Consider the following 21,664-nt stretch of genomic DNA (forward strand, 5'->3'; position numbering starts at 1 on the left):
AGAGGCAACCACAGATTTCCGGGGTGTGCAATAAAACTTTTGCTCGTACCTCGCAAAACTTTTATTGCACACCCCGGAAATCTGTGGTTGGGCTGCGCCCAGGCCGTACGGGGGGAACACGAGGCCCGACCTTTGGCTGATAGCCCAAGGCCAGCGCCTTCGGCGCCACGCACTGCACCGCTGGTCCTCCGCGCGTAGCGCGGCTTGCGGTTTTGGCCTGGGCTGCCAAGCCAGAGGAAGGGCTTCGGTCTGCCCCCGTACGGCCTGGGCGCAGCCCAACCGCGCTTCGCCTTTCTTGGCAACCAGCTTTTCCGGTTGCCAAGAAAGGCGAAGCGTGGTTGCCTCCGGCAGGCCGTGCGGGGGCAGACCGATGCTCTTCCTCCCCCGGGGGCCTCCAGGCCCGCTTTTGATCTTGAGAGCGCGCCAGCGCGTCCTGCTTGAGAGCGCGCAGCGCGTCCGTCCTGAGAGCGCGCAGCGCGTAAGAAGGAGCGAACGCGACCCCTCAGTAAGAAAGAGAAAGCTGGCTCTCGAAACGGTGTCGAAGGCCGGAGACAGGGTCGGTGAAAGCCAAGACCTTGGCCAAGAGCTGCAAAGGGTTGGTGAAGTCGTCCAAAGGCTTCTCCCGCAACACCGGGTAGAAGTCGTCGTTCCGGATCGGCACCCCCAGCGACGCCATGTGCAGCCGCAGCTGGTGCGTGCGCCCGGTGGCCGGCAGCAGCCGGTACCGGCCCCACTCGCCGCGCACGTCGACCAGTTCCACCCGCGTCTCCGCGTTCACCGGCCCGGGAACCTCCTGCGCGGTGATCACACCCTTCACCTTCACGATCCGGCTGCGCACCGTCGTCGGCAGCTCAAGATCCGCCCGGTGCGGCGCGATCGCCTCGTATTCCTTGTGCACCAAGCGATCCTTGAACAGACCCTGGTACCGCCCCCTCATCGCCGGGTCCACCACGAACAGCACCAACCCCGCCGTCACCCGGTCCAACCGGTGCGCGGGCGACAGGTGCGGCAACCCGAGTTCGGTCCGCAGTCGCACCAGGGCCGTCTGCACGATGTGCTTCCCACGCGGGATCGTCGCGAGGAAGTGGGGCTTGTCCACCACCAAGATCGAGTCGTCCTGGTACACCACACGGATGTCGAAGGGGACCGGCACCTCCTCCGGCAGATCCCGGTGGAACCACACCGACGTCCCCGGCGCGAACGCCGCATCGGGCGCGACCGGGCCGTTCAGGTCGTAGATGCGCCCTTCCGCCAGCATGAGGTCGATGCGCTCCGGCGCGACCCGGGGCAGCCGCTCGACCAGGTGGTCGCGGAGGGTCGTCCACGGCCCGTCTACGGGCAGTCGCAGACGGGCGGGGTCGAGGCCGTGGCGTTGGGGCAACGGCGGCCGGGTTTTGCGTCTCATCGGACGCCCAGGATAGACACTAGTCGGCGGGCCGGAAGGTGACGGAGTAGCCCAACGCCTGGAGCATCCCGGTGAGCATCTTGCGGGTGTTGTCCTCGGCACGGTCGGTCAACCCGGACTCCCGGGCCGCGTCGGCGATCTTCTGCTCGGCCGCCACGTAGAAGGGCTGCTGGTCGCGGGTTTCCACGAGCGCCGCCAGCCGGTCGACCAAGCCGCGCTCCTGGGCGAACACGTAACACCGCTCCTGGTGCAGGTTCGGCTTGTCCAGCACGGGCGCGGGCAGTGTCAGTTCGACCGACTTGTTCTCCGGGGACACCTTCATCGCGTCCTCGGCCAACGACCCGAACTCGACGTACGCGTTGACCGTGCCCGCCGCCACGAACAACGTCCGCTGCCCGGCCAGCACCGCCGGCACGTACCGCACGTCCTGCTCGATGTCGAGGACCACCTGGTACTCGCCCGTCGCCGCGTGGAACTGGCTCAGGTCCCGCAACGCCTGCAACACCGCGGGGCCGCTCCGGTCGACGGTGTCCGTGCCGAACTTCGGCACCACGACGAACACCCCGACCAGCGCCACGACCGCCACCACCACCGCACCGATCACCGCGCCGCGCCACTTCATGCCGGGGGACTACCCCGCCACGACCACGCCAGAACCCCGAACCCGCGAACCCCGAACCCGCGAACCCCGAACCCGCGAACCCCGAACCCGCGAACCCCGAACCCGCGAACCCCGAACCCGCGAACCCAGAACCCGCGAACCCCAAACCGGGAGCCCCGAACCCGCAGCGGCGTCCACCCGGCGGAATCCGTTACCAGGGAACCCGTTTGCCGTCCCGGAAGAACCCGCCGGCAGGCCCGTCGTCCGGCAAAGTCGCCCCCCACACCACGCTCGCCGCCCCGTCCGCGACCGGCCGCCCACCCGGCCCACCCATGTCCGTGGCCACCCACCCCGGGCAGATCGCGTTCACCAGCACCCCGTCCCGCCGCAACTCCGCCGCCAACATCACCGTCAACGCGTTCAAAGCCGCCTTGGACGTCCCGTACGCCGGCGTCCCCCCACCCATGCTCGCGAACGACGCCGCCTCGCTCGACACGTTGACGATCCGCCCGCCCCCGCGCCGCAGCAACGGCAACAACGCCAGCACCGTCCGCCAAGGCCCGTAGAAGTTGGTCTCCATCGCCTCCCGCACCACGGAAAGATCCGCACCGGACGCCCGCTGCCACGAGTCGTAGTGCACCGCCGCGTTGTTGACCAGCACGTCCAGCCGCCCGTACCGCTCCTCCAGGAACACGGCCAACTCACGCACCGACTCGTCCGAAGTCACGTCCAACCGGCAGTGATCCACACCAAGGCGATCCGCGGCTTCAGCCGCCTTCGCACCGTCCCGCGCCGTCAGCACGACGTCGTACCCCAGGTCGTGCAACTGCCGGCACACCTCCCGCCCGATCCCGCGGTTCCCACCCGTCACCACCGCGACCGCACCGGCCATGGACAACCACCTCCGGTGACCCATCTTCCCCCGAACCACCCCCACCGCCCCCGACCCGCCTGGTACTACGTGAACCGTGCTCCTCCTGCTGGACGTCGACGGCCCGCTCAACCCGTGGGCCGCCCGCACCCCGCCACCCGGCTACGTCCGGCACGAGTGGCGTCTGTCCAGATGGCGGCGAACCACCCGGCACGCCTGGCTCAACCCGGCCCACGGCCCCGCCCTCCTCGCCCTGGCCGAACGCACACAAGCGGAACTCGTCTGGGCCACCTCGTGGGAAGACCTGGCCAACCGCACCATCGGACCCGCCCTCGGCCTGCCCCAGCTCCGCGTGATCGGCCTGCGCGCCTACGAAGGATCACCGGAGTGGAAGTACGGCGCGGTCGGGAGGTTCGCCGCCGGCCAACCGCTGGCCTGGCTCGACGACGACTTCAGCCTGTTCGCCTCCGCCCGCGACGCCTTCCTCCACCGCCGCCGCGAAATTACGGCCCTCATCCCGGTCGACCCGGCCGCCGGCCTCACCGACGCCCACCTCGCCACCGCCGAACAAGCGTTGATATCACCGGCGTAAAGGTCCCCATCAGCGAATTTGCGCGCTGGTGACAAGAAATCCGCAGCTCCTTGACCCCCGCTTCGCGCGCGCGGAAAGGTTCGACGCGTTGTCGATTTCCCGCTCGACGAGGAGCACCCATGCGATTCCTCGCGCGCCGCTGGACCACCGCGGCGACGGCCGCCCTGCTGGCCACGGGGCTCGTGGCACCCGGTCCCGCCCACGCCCAGGCGTCCTTCTACGACGTCCCCGCCGAACTGCCGGAGCGCAACGGCGACGTCATCCGCAGCGAACCCGCCGACTTCTTCCTCGACCCCCTCAAACTGCTGCGCGCACCCGCCACCGTGCGCCGGATCCTCTACCGCAGCACGAACACCCACGGCACGCCCATCGCCGTCTCGGGCACCGTCCTGACCCCGCACGCCCCTTGGACCGGCCCCGGCCAGCGGCCGATCGTGGCCCACGCGCCGGGCACCCAGGGCGTGGGCGACGAGTGCGCGCCCTCCCGGCAGATGGCGATGGGCAGCGAGTACGAAGGCCCGTTCCTGTCCGGGCTGCTCCTGCGCGGCTACGGCGTGGTCGTCACCGACTACGAAGGCCTCGGCACGCCCGGGATGCACACCTACGTCAACCGCGCGGCCGAGGCGCACGCCGTCCTCGACTCGATCCGCGCCGCCCAGCGGCTGCCCGCGGCGGACCTGCCCGACGACGGTCCGGTGGCGATCTCGGGCTACTCGCAAGGTGGCGGGGCCAGCGCGGCGGCCGTCGAGCTGTACAAGACCTACGCGCCGGAACTGGACCTCAAGGGCGCGTACGCGGGCGCTCCGCCGGCCGACCTGGGCGCGGTGGCCAAGAACCTCGACGGCCACTACGCCGCCGGGTTCCTCGGGTACGCCCTGCTCAGCCTCAACGCGGCCTACCCCGAGCTGAACATCCCGGCCGTCCTCAACGACCGGGGCAAGCAGCTCATGGCGCAGGTCGAGCACCAGTGCACGATCGAGGCGGTGGCCGCCCACGCGTTCCGCCAGTCCAAGGACCTGACCAAGGACGGCCGGCCGCTGGAGGCCTTCCTCGGTGAGGAGCCCTACGCCTCGCGCGTGGAGGAGCAGCGGATCGGGGTGCGCAAGCCCGGTGCTCCGGTGCTGGTCGTGCACAGCGTGCTGGACGACATCGTCCCGTACGGGCAGGCCGCGGAGATGGTGCGGAAGTGGTGTGCGCAGGGGGCGAACGTGAAGCTGAGCCCGAACTTGGCGCCGACGCACGTGGGTGGCGCGATCGCGGCCTACCCGGAAGCGTTCGCCTGGCTGGAGAAGAGGTTCGCGGGCGTCCCGGCCCACGGCAACTGCTAGGGCATCGAAATCCAGAGGACTCGCGAAGGGCGCGGCGGGGCGGAGGCGCCGCGCCCGGAGCGGGAACGCCGTCAGGCGGGGCGTTTCGCCGGGGTGTTCGCCCTTGCGAGGAGGCGGCGGGCCCGGAGGGCGATCTCCAGGGTCAGCCGCTCGTCCGGGTCGGTGAGCCGGTCGCCGAGCAGTTCTTCGAGCTGGTGCATCCGGTAGCGGACGGTCTGCGGGTGCACGTCGAGCCGGTTGGCGATCTCGCCGATGCCGCCGCGGGTCTCCAGCCACGCCAGCAACGTCGTCTCCAGGCGCTCCCGCTGCTTCACGGTCAGCCCGTCGAAGGCCACCAGCGCCCGGGAGGTCAGCTGGCCCACCAGGAACTCGTCGGACAGCAGCGCCAGCGTGGCCAGGTGGTCGTCGCACCACGTGATCGGCGCGGCGGGCAGCAGGCCCCGGCGCACGAACGCCAGCGCGCGGCGGGCGCACGCGAGGGACTGCCGGGCCTCGGCCAGCGGGACGGTCGGCCCGACGGCCGCGCGCCGCCCGCGCAGGTCCAGGTGCGGCCGGCCCTTGGGGTTGGCCACCACCAGGCACGGCGTGGAACTCTCCAGGTCCACCAGGACGTCCCGGCCCAGCTGGACCGACGGCAGCTGGTGCTGGTCCTCCCGGTACTCCAGGGCCACCACGGCGACCCGCTCGGGCAACGTCCAGTCCGTTGTGCCGGCGAGGTCCGCGACGGACCGCGCCGACGCGGGCTGCTCGGCCAGCACCAGCTTGAGCAACTGCCGACGACGGCGCTCCAGCGCCCCGTTGGCGTTGCTCTGCGCCTCGGTGTAGCCCTCGACCGCCGCGCGGCACAGCTCGTCGACCCACGCGAAGATCGCGTCGGCCACCACGAACAGGGTGTCGTTGGAGACCCCCATCTCCTTGCCGTGCTGGCTCAGGTGCCGCCACACGACGCGCGCGCCGACCCGCACGGCGGTCTGCAGCGAGTCCATCGTCCGGCCCTCGAGGAATTCCATCCGCCCGCTGTAGCGCAGCACGGCCTGCCAATCGGCCTGCGGCGCGTCCGGGTCGCAGATGTTCTCGAAGCACTTGACGATGGCCATCTCGACCGCGCCGACGAGGACTTCGCGGAACTTGCCCTCCAACGGCTGCGCGTACGCGGGCACCGCGCGCCGGATCTCCCGGACCACGTCGCGGACCAGGACGCCGGCCAGGGGCCGCACCTTCTCCGCGAGTTCCACCGGGATGGTTCCCCAGAGCTGTCTCGCGGCGCTGTACTCCGCAGTGGTCGGGGGAACTGTCGTGGGTCGTGGGATCGTTCGCTGCCGCACCAACCCGCCGTTCAGTGAGATCGTCATTGGCCGCCTCCGCAGGCGAAGCACCGCCCTGGGGCTTCGCCCGGTTGACGATAAATTCACACCCAAGGTGTGTCAAACAGTCTTTCTGCAGCCTTGGCGGTTCACTCATTCGGGTGACAAGAGGTTCTTGTCCGGATCTCACAACTTCGGTTTTCGGAACCCGTGCGCGGGTGACAAGTCATTACCCCGTCCTGGACTGCGCGCGCGCCGGTAATGCAGTGTGCATTGTCCGATGCCCATTTCGGGAGGTACCGGTTTGCGAAAGATCTTCTCATTATCGCTCGCGGCGGCCGTCCTGGCCACCGCGGTGGCGGCCCAGGCCCCCGCCGCCGCGGAGTCGGTCGACGACGCCTTCTTCACCCCGCCGAACCCGCTGCCCGCGGGCGCGCCGGGGGACGTCGTGCGGGTCCGCACCTCGGAGGCGGGCGCCATCACCTCCACGGTGCGCGCCTGGCAGGTGATGTACCACTCGACCAACGTTCTCGGGCAGCCGAACGTGGTCACCGGGATGATTCTCGTCCCCCGTTCGGTCGATCCCTCCACTGCGCCGATCGTCTCCTTCGCCTCCGGAACGTACGGGCCCGCGTTCCGCTGCGCGCCCTCGGAGATGGAGCGCATCGGCGCTTCCTACGAACAACCCGCCATCAACGACATGCTGCGCGCGGGCTACGCCGTCGTCATGACCGACTACGAGGGCTACCACCCCGACCCGAAGACCACCTACATCACGGGCCGGTCCGAGGGTCACGCGGTCATCGACATCGTCCGGGCCGCTCAACGGATGCCCGAGACCGGCCTGTCCAAGAACGCCAAAGTGGTGTTCCGGGGCTATTCGCAGGGCGGCGGCGCCTCGCTGTGGGCCGCGCAGCTCCAGCCCGAGTACGCGCCGGAGCTGAACCTGGTCGGCGCGGTGGGCGGCGGCGTGCCCGCGGACCTGGTGCAGGTGTCGTTGCAGCTCGACGGCAAGCTCGGCTTCGGGTTCCTGGCCTACTCGCTGATCGGCCTGGACAACGCCTACGCCGAGCTGGACCTGGGGAAGTACCTCAACGACGCGGGCCGCACCGAGTTCGCCCGCATGCAGCGCGAGGCGTGCACCCTCGAACTGCTGCTGGACTACCGCGGCAAGCGGCTGTCCGAGTACACCACCTCCAGCCCCGTGCTCACGCCCCCGTGGCTGGCCCGGGTGCAGGAGAACAAGCTGGGCGGCACGGCCATCCGCGTGCCGGTGCACGAGTACCACGGGACCCGTGACGACATAGTGGACTTCGCGCAGCACAAGGCACTGCGTGACACCTACTGCAAGGCCGGTGTGACCGTGGACTGGAAGACCTACGACACCGACCACATCACGGGCGTCTACCTGGGCAACGCGGGCGCGGCGGCGTTCATCGCCGACCGGTTCGCGGGCCGCCCGGCCACCTCCAACTGCTGACCCGCCTTGGACGAAGCACTCACTGCGCCCAAGGCAGTACGGCACGCTCCGCGTGCTTCCCTGCCCGACGTGGCGGAGACAAAAGGAGACCGCCGCGGTCGGACGCGGCGGTCTCCAGTGCTGTCGGAGCGGTTTTTACGCGGTCTTGGCGGTCAGGTTCATGTCGATGGTGTTGCCGGTGCCGGCGGTGAAGGCGCTGATGAAGTCGTTGAACGCGCCACAGCCCTTCAGCGCGGAGATCGCGTACTCACCGGTCAGCTTGCCGCCCTTGAGCGGGTCGAAGCCGGGCGCGGAGGCCAGGTTGATGTCCGACGGGGTGACCGTCTGGCAGGTGGCCTCGGCGCTGATCGGGATGCCGTAGACGGTGATCTGCGGCAGCTTGATGGTGACCTTGGAATTGGACTCGATGGCACCGGACACCAGCGTGCCGGTGGTCTTGCCCTCGCTCACGAACTCGATCTTCGACTCCACCGGCACCATCCCGAAGAGGGTGAACTTGCCCGAGGTCGGGTTGAGCGCCAGGTCCGCGGTGAACTTGCCGGAGGCCAGCTCCAGGTCGGCGTTCAGGTTGCCGCCCAGCGCCACCGTGCCGCCCAGGTTCTTGATCGTGGACGAGCCGGCCAGCGCGTACGAGTACTTGATCCCGCCGGGCGGCGGGGTCGTCGTGGTCGTGGTCGGCTTGGTGGTGGTGGTCGTCGTCGTCGTGGTCGTGCTGGTCGTCGTGGTGGTGGTCGGGCCGCCGCCGCCCACGTCGAACCGCACCAGCTCGGCGTTCTGGCCCGGGTCCAGGGTGCAGTTCGAGGTGAACGTGCCCAGGCCGGTCTCGCTGCCGTCGGCCTTGCGCGGGGTCAGCGTGGTGGAGTAGTTCCCCACGGTCACCGTGGTCGTGCCCGCCTTCGGGATCACCGCGGTGGGCACCGGGCCGCTCGCGACCACGTCGAACGAGCCCTCGGCCGGGACGTTCGTCTTCGGCACGGTCAGGCCGGGGATCTTGATGTCGAGCTTGCTGCCGGCGTTGTCCAGCGTCACGCCCGCCTCGGCGGAGCCCTCCACCGTCGCCGCGCCGACCAGGGACAGGCCCTGGGTGGCGGTCGGCGGCACGGTCACCGTGGCGGAGAAGTCCGTGGTCTTCAGCTCGCCGCCGACGGTGGTCGGGGTGTCGATCGTGGCGCGGATGCGGGTCGACAGGACCTGGTTGCCGATCAGGGGGAACGGACACGTGAACGTCAGCGTCTTGTCCACCTGGACCGGTGCGGCGGAGCCCGTGCCGACGGTCGTCAGCAGGCCGGCCACGACGAGCCCCGTGGTCACGCCCGCCCCCAGCATTGTCTTCAACTTCACGGGTGTTCCTTCCTCGAAATCTGCCGGAAATGTGCCGACCAGGCGGAAGTTAACGAGCGGCGCAGATCACGTGCAAGGGGCCTTCGAAAATACCGCGAAATCCGCTAAACAAGCCGATCGGGATTGTGGTCGGGGCCGGCGCGGTACTCACATCGTGACAAGAATCGAGGGCGTGACACTCGTGTTCAGGTGAATTTTCCGGCCGACCTTGACCCCCTCGCGCGGGCGGCCATAACTTCGGCCCGGTCCGGGCGGGGAAACACCTGTGAGGCGGCATGGAAATCCGGGGCAAGGCCGTGGTCGTCACGGGTGCGGGGCGCGGCATCGGCGCGGCGATGGCGCTGCGGTTCGCGGCGGAGGGGCCGCGCGGGCTGCTGGTGGCCGACCTCGACGGGACCGCCGCCGGGCGGGTGGCCGCGCAGGTGCGGGCGCTGGGGGTGGACGCGGTGGACGTGTGCGCGGACGTGGGCGACAAGGAGCAGTCCCGGGCGCTGGTGGCGGTGGCCGAGCGGGAGTTCGGGCCGCTGGACGTGGTGTGCTCCAACGCCGGTGTCGCGACCGGGGCGGGGGTGCACGCGGGCGACCAGGACTGGGCGCGGTCGTGGGCGGTGAACGTGATGGCGCACGTGTACCTGGCCCAGGCGGTGCTGCCCGGGATGGCGCGGCGGCACAGCGGGCACCTGCTGATCACCGCGTCCGCGGTGGGGCTGTTGGGGTTGCCGGGGGACGCGCCGTACTCGGTGACCAAGCACGCGGCGGTCGGGTTGGCGGAGTGGCTGGCGTTCACGTACGGGCACCTGGGCGTGCGGGTGTCCGCCCTGTGCCCGCTCGGGGTGCGCACTGATCTGTTGATGCCGGGGGTCGCGGCCGGTCATCCGGCGGCGCGGGCGGTCTTGGACTACGCGCCGCTGCTGACCGCGGAGGAGGTCGCGGAGGCGGCGCTGGAAGGGCTGTCGGACGAGCGGTTCCTGATCCTGCCGCACCCGGAGGTGGGGGAACTGCACGCCCGCAAGGCCGCCGACCCGGACGCCTGGGTGTGGCGGCGCGCGAAGCGGGAGGCGTGATGCCGGTGTTCTCTGGTTGGGAGGCGTGATGGGCACGCGGGATGAACTGGTCATCGGCGTCACCACCGGGCCGGACGCCGGGTTGTGCGCGGCTGTCAGCGGTGCGGGCGGGCTTGGTGTGCTCGACCTCGGGCCGGGGGACCACCGCACGCGTGACGCCCTCGCCCAACTCCCGACCGGGGTCTCGTTCGGCGTGCGGGTGCCTGCGGGCTGCGCGCTGACCGTGGACGAGGTGCTGGACCTGCTCGGCGAGCGCGCCGCGCGGCTGGACGTCGTGCTGTTGGGGCCGGGCACGCCGTGGCAGGTCGCCGACATCCCCAACCGCCACTTCGTCCTCGCCGAGGTGACCTCCCTGGCCCAGGCGCTGGAGACCTGCGCCGACGGGGTGGTGGCGTGCGACGGGTCGTTGAGCACGTTCGTGCTGCTCCAGCAGTTGCTCGGCGCGCCGGACCTGGCTGTGCCGGTGTGGGCGCGGGGTGGGATCGGGCCGCGCACCGCCGCCGCGTCGGTCGTGGGTGGCGCGGCCGGGGTCGTGCTGGACGCGGAGTTGACCGGGCTGCCCGAGTGCTCGGCTCCGGTGTCGGGGTTCCTCGGACCCCGGTTGGCCGCCCGGTACGGGAGTGTGCGGCGGTTGATCAGGGCGGTGCGGTCGGCGGTGGAGGAGGCGGTGCGGACCGACCTGCGGCCGGTGCTGGGGCGTGGTTCGCTGCTGGCGACGGCGTTGGGGGTCGACCTGCCAGTCGCGCAGGGGCCGATGACGCGGGTCAGCGACCAGCCGGCGTTCGCGGACGCGGTGGCGCGCGAGGGCGGTCTGCCGTTCCTGGCGCTGGCGTTGGCGTCCGGCGAGACGACCCGGGAGATGATGACCCGGACCCGCGAGGTGTTGGGCGACCGGCCGTGGGGGGTCGGGGTGCTCGGGTTCGCGGACGAGGACGTGCGGGCCGCCCAGTTGGCCGTGATCCGGGAGTTGCGCCCGCCCGCCGCGATCATCTCCGGTGGGTTGCCGGATCAGGCGGCGGCTTTGGAGGCGTTGGGCGTTGCGGCGTTCCTGCACGTGCCTTCGCCGGATTTGCTGAGCGGGTTCCTGGCGGCGGGGGCGCGGCGGTTCGTGTTCGAGGGCGCGGAGTGCGGCGGGCACGTGGGGCCGCACGGCAGTTTCCCGTTGTGGGAGGCGCAGGTCGGCGTGCTGGAGGAGTTCCTGGACTCCGGGTCGGACGGCGTGCAGGTGCTGTTCGCGGGCGGGGTGCACGACGCCCGGTCGGCGGCGATGGTGGCTGCGCTGGCCGAGCCGCTGGCGCGACGCGGGGTCGGCGTCGGCGTGCTGATGGGCACGTCCTACCTGTTCACGGCCGAGGCGGTGTCGTGCGGCGCGGTGCTGCCCGGGTTCCAGCGGCAGGTGGTGGAGGCGTCGACGACCGAGTTGCTGGAGACCGCGCCCGGTCACGTCACGCGGTGCGTGCCAAGCCCGTACACGGCGGAGTTCCGGGCGGTGGCGGCCAGTCTGTCCGGGGACCGCGAGTCTTGGGCGGAGCTGGAGCGGCTGAACGCCGGGCGGTTGCGAGTGGCGAGCAAGGGGTTGCGGCGCAACGGTTCTGTGCTTTCGGCGGTGTCGGCCGAGGAGCAGGTGGCGTCCGGGTTGTTCATGGCGGGGCAGGTCGCGGTGCTGCGGTCCTCGGTGACCACGGTGGCCGCGTTGCACGCTTCGGTGACCGAGGAGGCGGAGGAGTTCCGGTCCGCACGGGCCGGGCGGCTGCGGCACGAGCTGGGGCTGGCCGACCGCCCGCAGCGGCGGAGTGAGCCGGTCGACGTGGCGATCGTGGGCATGGCGTGCGTGTTCCCCGGCGCGCCGGACCTGGAGACGTTCTGGGCCAACGTGGTCGGCGGCGTCGACTCGGTCGGCGAGGTGCCGGAGCGGCGCTGGGACCCCGCGACGTACTTCGGCGAGGGCGCGGACCGGACGCCGTCGAAGTGGGGCGGGTTCCTGCCCGAGGTGCCGTTCGACCCGCTGAAGTACGGGATCCCGCCGGCGTCGCTGGCGGCGATCGAGCCGGTGCAGCTGCTGGCGCTGGAGATCGCGCAGCGGGCGTTGACCGACGCGGGGTACGGCAGCGGCGGGTTCGACCGGTCGCGGGCGAGCGTGGTGTTCGGGGCGGAGGCGGGCAGCGACCTGTCCAACGCGACGACGTTGCGGATGGTACTGCCGTCCTATATGGACTCGCTGCCGGACGGGTTGGCGTCTCAACTGCCCGAGTTGACCGAGGATTCCTTCCCGGGGCGGCTGGCGAACGTGATCGCCGGGCGGATCGCCAACCGGCTCGACCTGGGCGGTGCGAACTTCACCGTGGACGCGGCGTGCGCGTCGTCGCTGGCGGCGGTGGACGTGGCGTGCAAGGAGCTGGTCAGCGGGTCGAGCGACCTGGTCCTGGCCGGCGGCGCGGACCTGCACAACGCGATCGACGACTACCTGCTGTTCGCGTCGGTCGGTGCGTTGTCCCCGACCGGGCGGTGTCGGACGTTCGATTCGTCGGCGGACGGAATCGCATTGGGTGAGGGCGTTGCCTGCGTGGTTTTGAAGCGGCTTGCCGACGCCGAGCGGGACGGCGACCGGGTGTACGCGGTGATCCGGGGCGTGGGCAGTGCGTCCGACGGCCGTGCTCTGGGGTTGACCGCGCCGCGTGCGGACGGGCAGCGGCGTGCGTTGGAGCGGGCTTACGCGGCCGCCGGGATCTCGCCTGCTTCCGTGGGCTTGGTGGAGGCGCACGGGACCGGCACCGTGGTGGGGGACCGGACCGAGCTGGCGACGTTGACCGAGGTGTTCACGGAGGCGGGCGCGGCGCCGGGGTCGTGCGCTCTGGGGTCGGTGAAGTCGCAGATCGGGCACACCAAGTGCGCGGCCGGGCTGGCGGGGTTGATCAAGTCCGCGCTGTCGGTGTGGGCCGGGGTCCGGCCGCCGACGTTGTTCGTGGAGTCCCCGAACGCGGCCTGGCTACCGGACCGCTCGCCGTTCGTGTTCCACCGGGCGGCGACGCCGTGGCTGACGCGGGCGGGGGAGCGGGTGGCGGGGGTGAGCGCGTTCGGGTTCGGGGGGACGAACTTCCACGTGGTGCTGGGTGGTCATCCGTCGTCGGCGGCTATCCGGCACGGGCTGTCGCGGTGGCCGGCGGAGTTGTTCTTGTTCGCGTCGGAGCGTGAGGTGGCGCGGGTACTGGCGTTGGCGGAGACCGGGGCTTGGTCGTTGCGGGACTTGGCCCGCAGCGCCCTGTCGTCGGGGCCGGTTGCGGTTGCCGTGGTGGCGGCTTCGGTGCCGGAGTTGATCGGCTTGTTGCGGACGGCGCTGGACGGCGGTGCGGCGGACGGCGTGTACCGGGGCGGGGTCGGCGGCAAGCTGGCGGTGCTGTTCCCAGGGCAGGGGAGTCAGCGGCCGGGGATGCTGTCGGAGCTGTTCTGCGCTTTCCCCGAACTGCAACGCTTCGCGCGCATGTCGCCGGCGTGCGTGTTCCCGCCGGCCTTGTTCACGCCCAGCGAGGTGCGGGAGGCGGCGGCGCGGGTGCGGGACACGCGGGTCGCGCAGCCCGCGTTGGGTGCCGTGGGGTTGGCGGTGCACGAGCTGTTGCGGCGGCTCGGGGTCGAGGCCGACATGTTCGGCGGGCACAGCTACGGCGAGCTGGTCGCGCTGGCGGCGGCGGGTGCTCTTGACGCGGCCGCGTTGCTGTCGTTGAGCGAGGCGCGGGCGGCGGCCGTGGTGGCGGCGGCGGGGTCGGATCCCGGTGGGATGGCGGCGGTGACCTGGTCGGCGGAGGCGGTGGCGGAGGCGGTCGCCGGGCTGGACGTCGTGGTGGCCAACCACAACGCGCCCCGGCAGGTGGTCATCTCCGGGCGGGACATCGACGGTGCCTTGGCGGCTCTGCGGGCGGTGGGGATTGCGGCAAAGCGCATCCCGGTGGCGTGTGCCTTCCACAGCCCGGTCGTTGCTTCGGCCGCTTCGACCTTCGCCTCTGCCCTCTCCGAACACCGAATCGGTGTGCCCGACCGTCCAGTGTGGACGAACCGGGGGGCAGTGCCTTATGGGTCGGACGTGCGGGGAGAGCTGGCGGCTCAGATCGGTGCGCCGGTGCGGTTCGTGGAGCAGGTGCTGGCGATGTACGAGGCCGGCGCGCGGGTGTTCCTGGAGGCCGGCCCGGGGACGGTGTTGAGCGGTCTCGTCCGGGAGATCCTGGGCGACCGGCCGTGCACGGTGGTGGCGGTGGAGGAGCGACCGGGGTTGGTGGGGTTGCTGCACGCGGTGGCGCGGTTGGCGGTGGCCGGGGTGCCGGTGCGGCCGGAGTGGCTGTTCGTGGGCCGGGGTGCGCGGGACGTGTCGGCGCTGCCCGTGCCCCGGACGCCCGGCTGGCTGGTCGACGGCCAGACCGTGCGAACGGCGGCCGGCGCGGTGGTGCCCGGTGGCCTGTCCCCGGCCCGCCGGGTACCCCTGACGACGACGCCGCAGGTACCCGACCGCGAGGCCCTGGTCGAGGACTTCCTCCGCACCAGCCGCGAGTTCGTGGCCGTGCAACGGGACGTCATGCTCTCTTACCTCGGCTCCCCCGCTGCCGCATCCGTCAGCACCGCTGCTCCTGTGCCGGCGGATGTGCCGGTCGCGGCCGAACCCGAACCGCAATCGTTTGCCCCCGCCCCGACCAACCTCCTGACCACGGTCGTCGAGGTGATCGCGCGACGCACCGGCTACCCGACCGACCTCATCGACCCCGGCCTGGACCTCGAAGCCGACCTGAGCATCGACTCCATCAAGCGCACCGAGATCGCGACCGAACTGACCGGCCACCTCGACGCCCGCGACCGCCTCACCGCCGTGGTGAAGTCCCGCACGGCCGCCGCGATGGCCGAGGCCCTGTCCCCCCAGCCGACCGGTCAACCACCCGCGGACCTCGAGTTGACCGGTCATCTACTTCACGGGGCCGAGGGCGACGATGGGAGGTTGACCGGTCGTCCACCTGCGCCGAAGGCGGAGGTGGTGGTGGCGGCACCTCGGCGGTACGAGTTCGAGGAGGTGTCGCTGCCGGCGCCGCCGGTCGTGATGACGGCGTTGGTCGGGGTGCACTTCGTGGTCGCGGGCGGGTCGGCGGAGTTGGCGGAGGAGGTCGCCGGGCAGTTGTCCGCGCGGGGTGCGGTGGCGGTGGTCGTGAGCGGTCGGCGGCGGCTCGACGACGTCGACCGGGTGGACGGGGTCATCTCCCTGCACGCCTTCGAGGACGAGCCGGTGTTGCCCACGACCTTCGACCTGTTCCGCTCCGCCCTGCCCCGAGCCGGCCGGATCCTCGCCCTGACCCCGGGTCGGTCCCACGACGGCCTGCGCGGCTTCTTCCGCTCCCTCCACCGCGAACACCCGGACACCACCTGCCGCCTGGTCGAACTCCCACCGACCGCCGACCCCGACATCATCGCCCGGACCGCCGCCGACGAAGCCGCCACCCCGCGCGACGAACCAGTCGTCATCACGGGCGACAACCGCAGGTTCACCCTCCGCCTGACCCAACGCGACCACGACACCACCGATGGGCCGGACGCCCTTGACCGCCACACCACCGCCGGCCCGCTCGCCCTCGACCGCGACTCCGTGGTCCTCCTGATCGGCGGAGCGCGTGGCATCACGGCGGAGGTGGCCAAGGCGTTCAAGTGCCGTCTCGTGCTCGCGGGCCGCACCGCACCCGCAACCGGCACCGAACCCGAAGGCGACCTCCCCACCCTCCGCACCCACTTCGCCCGCCAAGGCCGCCCACCCCAGGACATCGACCGCGAAGCCCGCCGCGTCCTCGCCGCCCGGGAAGTCGCGACCACCCTCGCCCAACTCGGCGACCGCGCCACCTACCACCGCCTGGACGTCCGCGACACCGCCGCCCTCCGCCGCCTCGTCAAGGAGGTCCACGCCGAGCACGGCCGCCTCGACGGCGTCGTCTACGCGGCCGGTGTGATCGAGGACCGGTTGGCCGTCGACAAGGACCCTGAGTCGTTCGCCCGCGTCCACGCCACCAAGGTCGAAGGCGCGAAAGCACTCCTCGACGAACTCCGCGACCTCCCCACCCGCCCCCGCTTCACCGTGCTCTTCGGCAGCATCTCCGCCGCAACCGGCAACCCGGGCCAGACCGACTACGCCGCCGCCAACGACGCCCTCGAAGCCCTGAGCGAAGACCAAGCCCTGACTGTCCACTGGGGACCCTGGGCGCCAGGAACCGGCATGGTCACCGAAGAACTCGCCCAGCACTACGCCGAACGCGGCATCGCGGTCATCGACCCGGCCGCCGGCGTCCGAGCACTGCTCACCGAACTCGACCACGGCACGACCGGTGCGGTCGTCCTCACCGCCTCGGAGTGGTCATGACCGGCGTCGTCCTGCGCGAGTACGGGGCCACCGGGCGCCTCGGCGTCGTCAACCCCACCCCGGAACGCCTCCAACGCGCCGAGAAGGTGGCCCGGAAGGGGCGGGCCTGGCGAGGCCGTGACGACATCTGGTTCAGCCCGGAACCGTTGCACGGCAAGATCGTCTTCCTCTTCCCCGGTCTGGAGGCGGAGTTCAAGCCGCGCGTCGAGGACCTCGTCGACCACCCGCTGGACCTCGGCACGGACACCGTCGGCCGGCACGCGGCAGCGGTGCTGGCTACCAACCGAATCGTGGACGAAGCGTTGCGGCGCATCGGGATCCGGCCGGACGCGGTCGCCGGGCACAGCGTGGGCGAGTGGAGCGCGATGGTGTCCGGCGGCCTGTTCGACACCGCCGAGCTGCAAGAACTCCTCTGGCGCACCGACCTCGACGCGCTGCGCGTGCCCGGCGTCGAGTTCGCCGTCCTCGGGTGCCCGCTGGACGAGGTCGACCTGCACTGGCCGAACGTCGTCGTCTCGCACGAGAACTCCGCCAACCAGACCGTGGTCTGCGGACCCGCCGACGAGATAGCCGAACTCGCCGAGCACTACCGCCGCAAGGCCGTCATCTGCCAGGTCCTGCCCTTCCGCTCCGGCTTCCACACCCCGGTGCTGGAGCCGTACCTGGAGCAGTTCCACATCCCCAAGCTCCCCCTGCACCCGGCGCACACCCCGGTCTGGTCGGCCACCACCGCGAGCCCGTTCCCCACCACCGAACCCGCCATCCGCGACCTGTGCCGCCGCCACCTGCTCGAACCGGTCCGCTTCGCCACCCTGCTGCGCGCCCTGCACGACGTCGGGTTCCGCGCGTTCGTCCAGGTCGGGTCGGGCACGCTGACCTCGCTCGTGTCCGACACCCTGCGCGACCGCGACCATCTGGCCGTCGCCGGGAACTCCCCGCACCGGTCCGGGATCGAGCAACTCCGCCGGGTTGCCACCGCCCTGTGGGTCGAGGGGCACAACCCGGACTTCAGCGCCCTCGACCCGGCCCCCGAACCACGTGGCGCGCTGGCGGAGTTCCAGGCCGTGCTGCGGGAAGCGGAGGCGGCCGTCGCGGCGGTGTTGGACGCCCAGCAGAAGATCGAGGTGTCCACCGCCGCCATGCCGCACCTGCTCGACCACTGCTTCGCCCACCAGCGCCCCGGCTGGCCGGACGAGTCTGACCTGCGGCCCGTCATGCCCGCGACGACCATGATCGCGCACTTGGTCGACGCGGCCGGACGCGCCGCGCACGGCCGAGTCGTCACCGACCTGCGGGACGTCCGCTTCCACCGCTGGCTGGTCGCCGCACCCGGCCACCGAGTAGCACTGTCCACAAAGGATGGCAGAGCGAAACTGGGCGACTACGCGGACGCCGCATTCACAACAGCCCAGCGCCACCAGCCCGCCCCACGCCCCTGGGGCATCCCGCACGACGAGCACGAACCCGTGCTGCCCGCGCACCGCCTCTACGACGAGCGCTGGCTGTTCCACGGACCCGGGTACCGCGGCCTGACCCGCACCGTGGCCATCGGCGAACGCTCCATCCGCGGCCGCATCACCGTACCCGGCGCACCGGGCGCGCTGCTGGACAACGTCGGCCAGCTCCTCGGCCACTGGCTGGTCGAACGCCACCCGGCGCGCTGGATCGCGTTCCCCAAGAGCATCGACCACATCCGATGGTACGCCGATGAACCGCCCATCGGATCCACTGTGGACTGCGCGATCCGGATCACGGAGCTGACCGAGGACACCGTGCGCGCCGACGCCCAGGTGATCCGGGACGGCGAAGTCGTCATCGCCGTCACCGGCTGGACCGACCACCGGTTCGACGGCGGCGCGGAAGGCGGCGCGGTGCACCGGTTCCCGGAGACCAGCACGCTGTCCCGGCCCGCCGCCGACGGCTGGTGGCAGGTGGTGGACCGGTGGAGCCTGGCCTCCCGCGAGTTCTACCTGCACAAGTACTGCGGCGCGGCGGAACGCGCGGAGCACGGGCAGTGCCCGCCCACCCACCGCCGCGACTGGCTGGCCGCCCGGATCGCGGTGAAGGACGCCGTGCGCGGCGCGCTGTGGCGGGACGGCGCGCCGCCGCTGTTCCCCGCCGAGATCCGGGTCCGGCAGCACGGCGACCGGTTCACCGCGCACGGCCTGCACGGGTTGGTGCTGCCGCCCGTGGAGGTCACCGTCCTGCGCTCGGCCGCCGGCGCGGTCGCGTGGAGCGCCTGCGCGAAGCTCGTTCAACAGCAGGGGAAGGACATCGCATGACCACGACCACCGTCCTGGACGAGCTGCGTTCGATGCTGGTCCGGGTGCTCGACCAGTACGGGCTCGACGACCTGGAGATCACCCGCGGCACCAGCTTCCACGACGACCTCGGTCTGGAGAGCATCGACCTGGTGACGCTGGGCTCGCTGCTGGTCGAGCACTACGGCGAGCACGTCAACCTGGCCGCCTACCTGGCCGAACTCGACCTCGACAGCGTGATCGCGCTGACCGTGGGCGACCTGGCCGACTTCGTGATCGCGCGGGTGGGCTAGGTGGCCGTCCTCGACGTCAACGGGCTGCGCACGCACTACCAGCGCATGGCCGCCAGGGACCCGGTCGGCGAGCCGCCGATCGCGGTGTTCGTGCACGGCCTGGGTTACGACAGCCTGGCGAGCTTCTACCTCACGCTCGCCGCGCCGGTGTCCGAGGCGGGCATCGACGTGCTCACCTACGACCTGCGCGCGCACGGCCGCACCGAGCGCCCCGCCACGGGCTACACGCTCAAGGACTTCGTCGGCGACCTGGGCGCGCTGCTCGACGGCCTGGGCGTGGACCGGCCGGTGCACCTGGTGGGCAACAGCTTCGGCGGCACGATCGCGTTCAGCTTCGCCGCCGCCCACCCGCACCGGGTGCGCAGCATCGTGTCCATCGAGGCGGAGCCAGCGACCGTGCCGTGGGCGGACAAGATGGGCCGCACGCTGGTCAACGTGGTCGACGAGATGGGCAAGGAGGAGAACCTGCGCTGGCTGGCCGAAACCTTCGGCAACCACCACGCCAAGCTCGCCCGCGCCGCGCACGGCATCATCCGGTCCACCAGCATCGTGGAGGAAGTGCCCACCGGGCCGTTGCTGTCTCCCGAAGAACTCATGGAGATCCGGTGTCCGGTGCTGTCCATTGTGGGCAGTGAGGGGTTCCAGCAGGACGACCTGACCGCGGTGCAGGACGCGCTGCCGAACTGCCGGACGGTCGTCATCGAGGGCCAGAACCACTCGGTGCTGGTGGAACGGCACCGCACGGTCCGGGAACTGGTGCTGGACTGGGTCGCCCAGCACGACGGGGAGCGCAGGGCGGCGTGAGCGGGTTCCTGTTCGTCGTGCCGCCGTTCGCCGGGCACGTGAACCCGGTGATCGGCGTGGCGGAGGAACTGCGCCGGCGCGGTCACCCGGTGGCGTGGACCGGCGACGAGGGGCTGCTGGCGCGGCTGCTGCCGTCCGACGCGGCGATCCACCCGTGCGAGCCCGCGCCGCTGCCGCCGCGGCCGGACTCGTTGCGCGGGTTCGCGGCGATGCGGTTCCTGTGGGAGCAGGTGCTGGTGCCGCTGGCGGTGTCGATGGCGCCGGGGGTGGCGCGGGCGGTGCGCAGCGCGCACCCGGACGTGCTGGTGGTGGACCAGCAGGCGTTCGCGGGGGCGTTCGTAGCCGAGCGGGAGGGGTTGCCGTGGGCGACTGCGGCGACCACGTCCGCGGAGTTCACCGACCCGTTGGCCGGGTTGCCCGCGGTGCGCGGGTGGCTGGCCGAGCAGGTGGCGCGGGTGCGCGGCGCGCTCGGGGTGCCCGGGGTGACCGACCCGCGGTTCTCGCCGCACCTGGTCATCGGGTTCACCAGCGGGTTGCTCGCCGGGGACGTGGGGGAGCCGGTGCACCTGGTGGGGCCGGTGCCGGGCGCGCGGTCGGGGCTGGTGCCGTTCCCGTGGGACTGGCTGGACCCGTTGTGCCCGTTGGTGTTCGTCAGTCTCGGCACGGTCAGCACGGGCGCGCGGTTCCTGCGCGGGTGCGTCGAGGCGATGCGGTCGCGGCCGTGGTTGCAGGCGGTCGTGGTGGACCGGGGTGGCGAGCTGCGCGGGGACGTGCCGGCGAACGTGTTGGTGCGCGAGGACGTTCCGCAATTGGCGTTGCTGGAGCGGGCGAGTCTGGTGGTGTGCCACGCCGGGCACAACACGGTGTGCGAGTCGTTGGCGCAGGGCGTTCCTCTTGTGGTCGCGCCGATCCGGGACGACCAGCCGATCGTGGCGGACCAGGTGGTGGCGGCCGGTGCGGGGATTCGGTTGCGGTTCAACAGGGCTACCGCCGCGCACATCGGGGATGCGGTGGACGCGGTGTTGCGGGAGCCTTCCTACTGGGCCGGTGCGGAGCGGGTGCGGGAGTCGTTCCAGCGAGCGGGCGGGGCGCGGGAAGCCGCTGATCGCTTGGAGTCACTGCTGTCCGCGTGACCTGCGGACGTTGCGCGCCGCCGCGTACCCGCCGAGTGCGGCCATCAGGGCGGCGGCGCCGAGTGCGGCGGCCACGGGTCCTGCGGCGGGTTGGCCGAGCGCGAGGGCGCGGGCCGCGTCGACCGCGTAGGTGACCGGGTTGATCGAGGAGAACACGCGCAGCCACGTGGGCATCGCCTCGACTGGCAGGTATGCGCTGGAGCCGAACATCAGCGGGAACATCACCAGGAACGACACCGCTTGCATGGTTTCCGGCTTGCCTTGCCAGGTGGCGAGGGCCAGGAACAGCCAGGATGCGGCCCAGCCCAGTGCCACCGTGACGGCGAGCGCTGTTATCAGGCCGGTCATGCCGATGGGGCGGAAACCCAGCAACGGCACCGCTGCTGCCGTTGCGACCAGTAGTTGGGTGGTCAGGCGGGCGGCGTCGGCGATCGTGCGGGCGACCAAGGGTGAGAGCGGGTGTACCGGCAGGGCGCGCAGGCGTGCGGCGAAGCCTGAGTAGATCTCGCCGAGTGCGCCGACTCCGGTGCCCACAGCGGTGGTGAGGGCGATGTTCACCAGGGTCGCGGGGAGCAGGAAGTTGATGTATCCGTTGTATTGGTGCAGGGCCGGCAGCGTGCTTACCGCGTCGAAGACCTGGCTGAACAGCAGGAGCATGACGACGGGTTGCAGGAGGCCGAAGAACACCAGTTTCGGGTCGGCGAAGGCGGTGCGCAGGGCGCGGCCGGTGAGCACCCGGATCTGGGTGCTCACGCTGGTCCCTCGCCGGCACAACCGGTGTCGGCCCATTCGTCGACTGTACTGAGTGGAC

At 71.5% G+C, this 21,664-nt stretch carries 15 protein-coding genes; 9 read left to right on the forward strand and 6 right to left on the reverse strand.

Annotation, left to right across the window (positions count from 1 at the left end; genetic code table 11):
- Positions 1–502 precede the first annotated feature (502 nt).
- The 3 genes from RIN75_RS32590 to RIN75_RS32600 all read right to left on the reverse strand — a co-directional run bounded on the left by RIN75_RS32590 (position 503) and on the right by RIN75_RS32600 (position 2,898).
- On the reverse strand, positions 503–1,405 hold the full coding sequence (locus tag RIN75_RS32590; RefSeq protein WP_309115905.1) for a pseudouridine synthase: 903 nt from the start codon (positions 1,403–1,405) through the stop codon (positions 503–505).
- 19 nt (positions 1,406–1,424) lie between these two features.
- Positions 1,425–2,027 (reverse strand): DUF4230 domain-containing protein, encoded by a 603-nt coding sequence (locus RIN75_RS32595; protein WP_309115906.1) that lies wholly within the window; start codon positions 2,025–2,027, stop codon positions 1,425–1,427.
- Positions 2,028–2,217: 190 nt separating this feature from the next.
- A complete protein-coding gene (locus RIN75_RS32600; RefSeq protein ID WP_309115907.1) occupies positions 2,218–2,898 on the reverse strand; it encodes an SDR family oxidoreductase in 681 nt (226 codons plus the stop codon).
- Positions 2,899–2,974: 76 nt separating this feature from the next.
- On the opposite strand from RIN75_RS32600, the gene RIN75_RS32605 reads away from it, so the two are divergent.
- Together RIN75_RS32605 and RIN75_RS32610 are read left to right on the forward strand one after the other, a co-directional pair.
- Positions 2,975–3,469 carry an HAD domain-containing protein gene (locus tag RIN75_RS32605; protein ID WP_309115908.1) on the forward strand — a complete coding sequence of 165 codons (495 nt, stop codon included), beginning with the start codon at positions 2,975–2,977 and terminating at the stop codon, positions 3,467–3,469.
- A 119-nt stretch (positions 3,470–3,588) separates the two neighbouring features.
- Complete coding sequence (locus RIN75_RS32610; protein ID WP_309115909.1) at positions 3,589–4,797, forward strand: lipase family protein; 1,209 nt, start codon at positions 3,589–3,591, stop codon at positions 4,795–4,797.
- 71 nt (positions 4,798–4,868) lie between these two features.
- Here RIN75_RS32610 and RIN75_RS32615 read toward each other — a convergent pair whose 3' ends face one another.
- Positions 4,869–6,149 (reverse strand): helix-turn-helix domain-containing protein, encoded by a 1,281-nt coding sequence (locus RIN75_RS32615; protein WP_309115910.1) that lies wholly within the window; start codon positions 6,147–6,149, stop codon positions 4,869–4,871.
- A 232-nt stretch (positions 6,150–6,381) separates the two neighbouring features.
- Here RIN75_RS32615 and RIN75_RS32620 point away from each other — a divergent pair, with 232 nt between their 5' ends.
- Positions 6,382–7,581 carry a lipase family protein gene (locus RIN75_RS32620; RefSeq protein WP_309115911.1) on the forward strand — a complete coding sequence of 400 codons (1,200 nt, stop codon included), beginning with the start codon at positions 6,382–6,384 and terminating at the stop codon, positions 7,579–7,581.
- Between the two features lie 135 nt (positions 7,582–7,716).
- On the opposite strand, the gene RIN75_RS32625 is transcribed toward RIN75_RS32620, so the two are convergent.
- On the reverse strand, positions 7,717–8,922 hold the full coding sequence (locus RIN75_RS32625) for a DUF6801 domain-containing protein (protein ID WP_309115912.1): 1,206 nt from the start codon (positions 8,920–8,922) through the stop codon (positions 7,717–7,719).
- Positions 8,923–9,197: 275 nt separating this feature from the next.
- On the opposite strand from RIN75_RS32625, the gene RIN75_RS32630 reads away from it, so the two are divergent.
- From RIN75_RS32630 to RIN75_RS32655, 6 genes are read left to right on the forward strand one after another with little or no spacing between them, the layout of a single operon-like run.
- Positions 9,198–9,986 (forward strand): SDR family NAD(P)-dependent oxidoreductase, encoded by a 789-nt coding sequence (locus tag RIN75_RS32630; protein WP_309115913.1) that lies wholly within the window; start codon positions 9,198–9,200, stop codon positions 9,984–9,986.
- Between the two features lie 28 nt (positions 9,987–10,014).
- Complete coding sequence (locus tag RIN75_RS32635) at positions 10,015–16,362, forward strand: SDR family oxidoreductase (RefSeq protein ID WP_309115914.1); 6,348 nt, start codon at positions 10,015–10,017, stop codon at positions 16,360–16,362.
- Positions 16,359–18,644, forward strand: a complete 2,286-nt coding sequence (locus RIN75_RS32640; protein WP_309115915.1) for an acyltransferase domain-containing protein — start codon at positions 16,359–16,361, stop codon at positions 18,642–18,644. The genes RIN75_RS32635 and RIN75_RS32640 overlap by 4 nt, the downstream gene beginning before the upstream one ends.
- Entirely contained in the window at positions 18,641–18,916 is a 276-nt protein-coding gene (locus RIN75_RS32645; protein WP_309115916.1) for a phosphopantetheine-binding protein, read from the forward strand. Before RIN75_RS32640 ends, RIN75_RS32645 begins: the two co-directional genes overlap by 4 nt.
- Positions 18,917–19,720, forward strand: coding sequence for an alpha/beta hydrolase (locus tag RIN75_RS32650; protein WP_309115917.1), 804 nt, complete (start codon positions 18,917–18,919; stop codon positions 19,718–19,720).
- The gene (locus tag RIN75_RS32655) at positions 19,717–20,853 is read left to right on the forward strand and encodes a nucleotide disphospho-sugar-binding domain-containing protein (RefSeq protein ID WP_309115918.1); all 1,137 of its coding nucleotides are present in this window, start codon (positions 19,717–19,719) and stop codon (positions 20,851–20,853) included. The genes RIN75_RS32650 and RIN75_RS32655 overlap by 4 nt, the downstream gene beginning before the upstream one ends.
- Here the strand turns inward: RIN75_RS32655 and RIN75_RS32660 are convergent.
- On the reverse strand, positions 20,836–21,606 hold the full coding sequence (locus tag RIN75_RS32660) for an ABC transporter permease (protein ID WP_309115919.1): 771 nt from the start codon (positions 21,604–21,606) through the stop codon (positions 20,836–20,838). The two genes, RIN75_RS32655 and RIN75_RS32660, sit on opposite strands and share 18 nt — an antisense overlap.
- Positions 21,607–21,664 lie beyond the last annotated feature (58 nt).

The sequence above is a fragment of the Saccharothrix sp. genome (assembly GCF_031180885.1).
Lineage (GTDB): Bacteria > Actinomycetota > Actinomycetes > Mycobacteriales > Pseudonocardiaceae > Actinosynnema.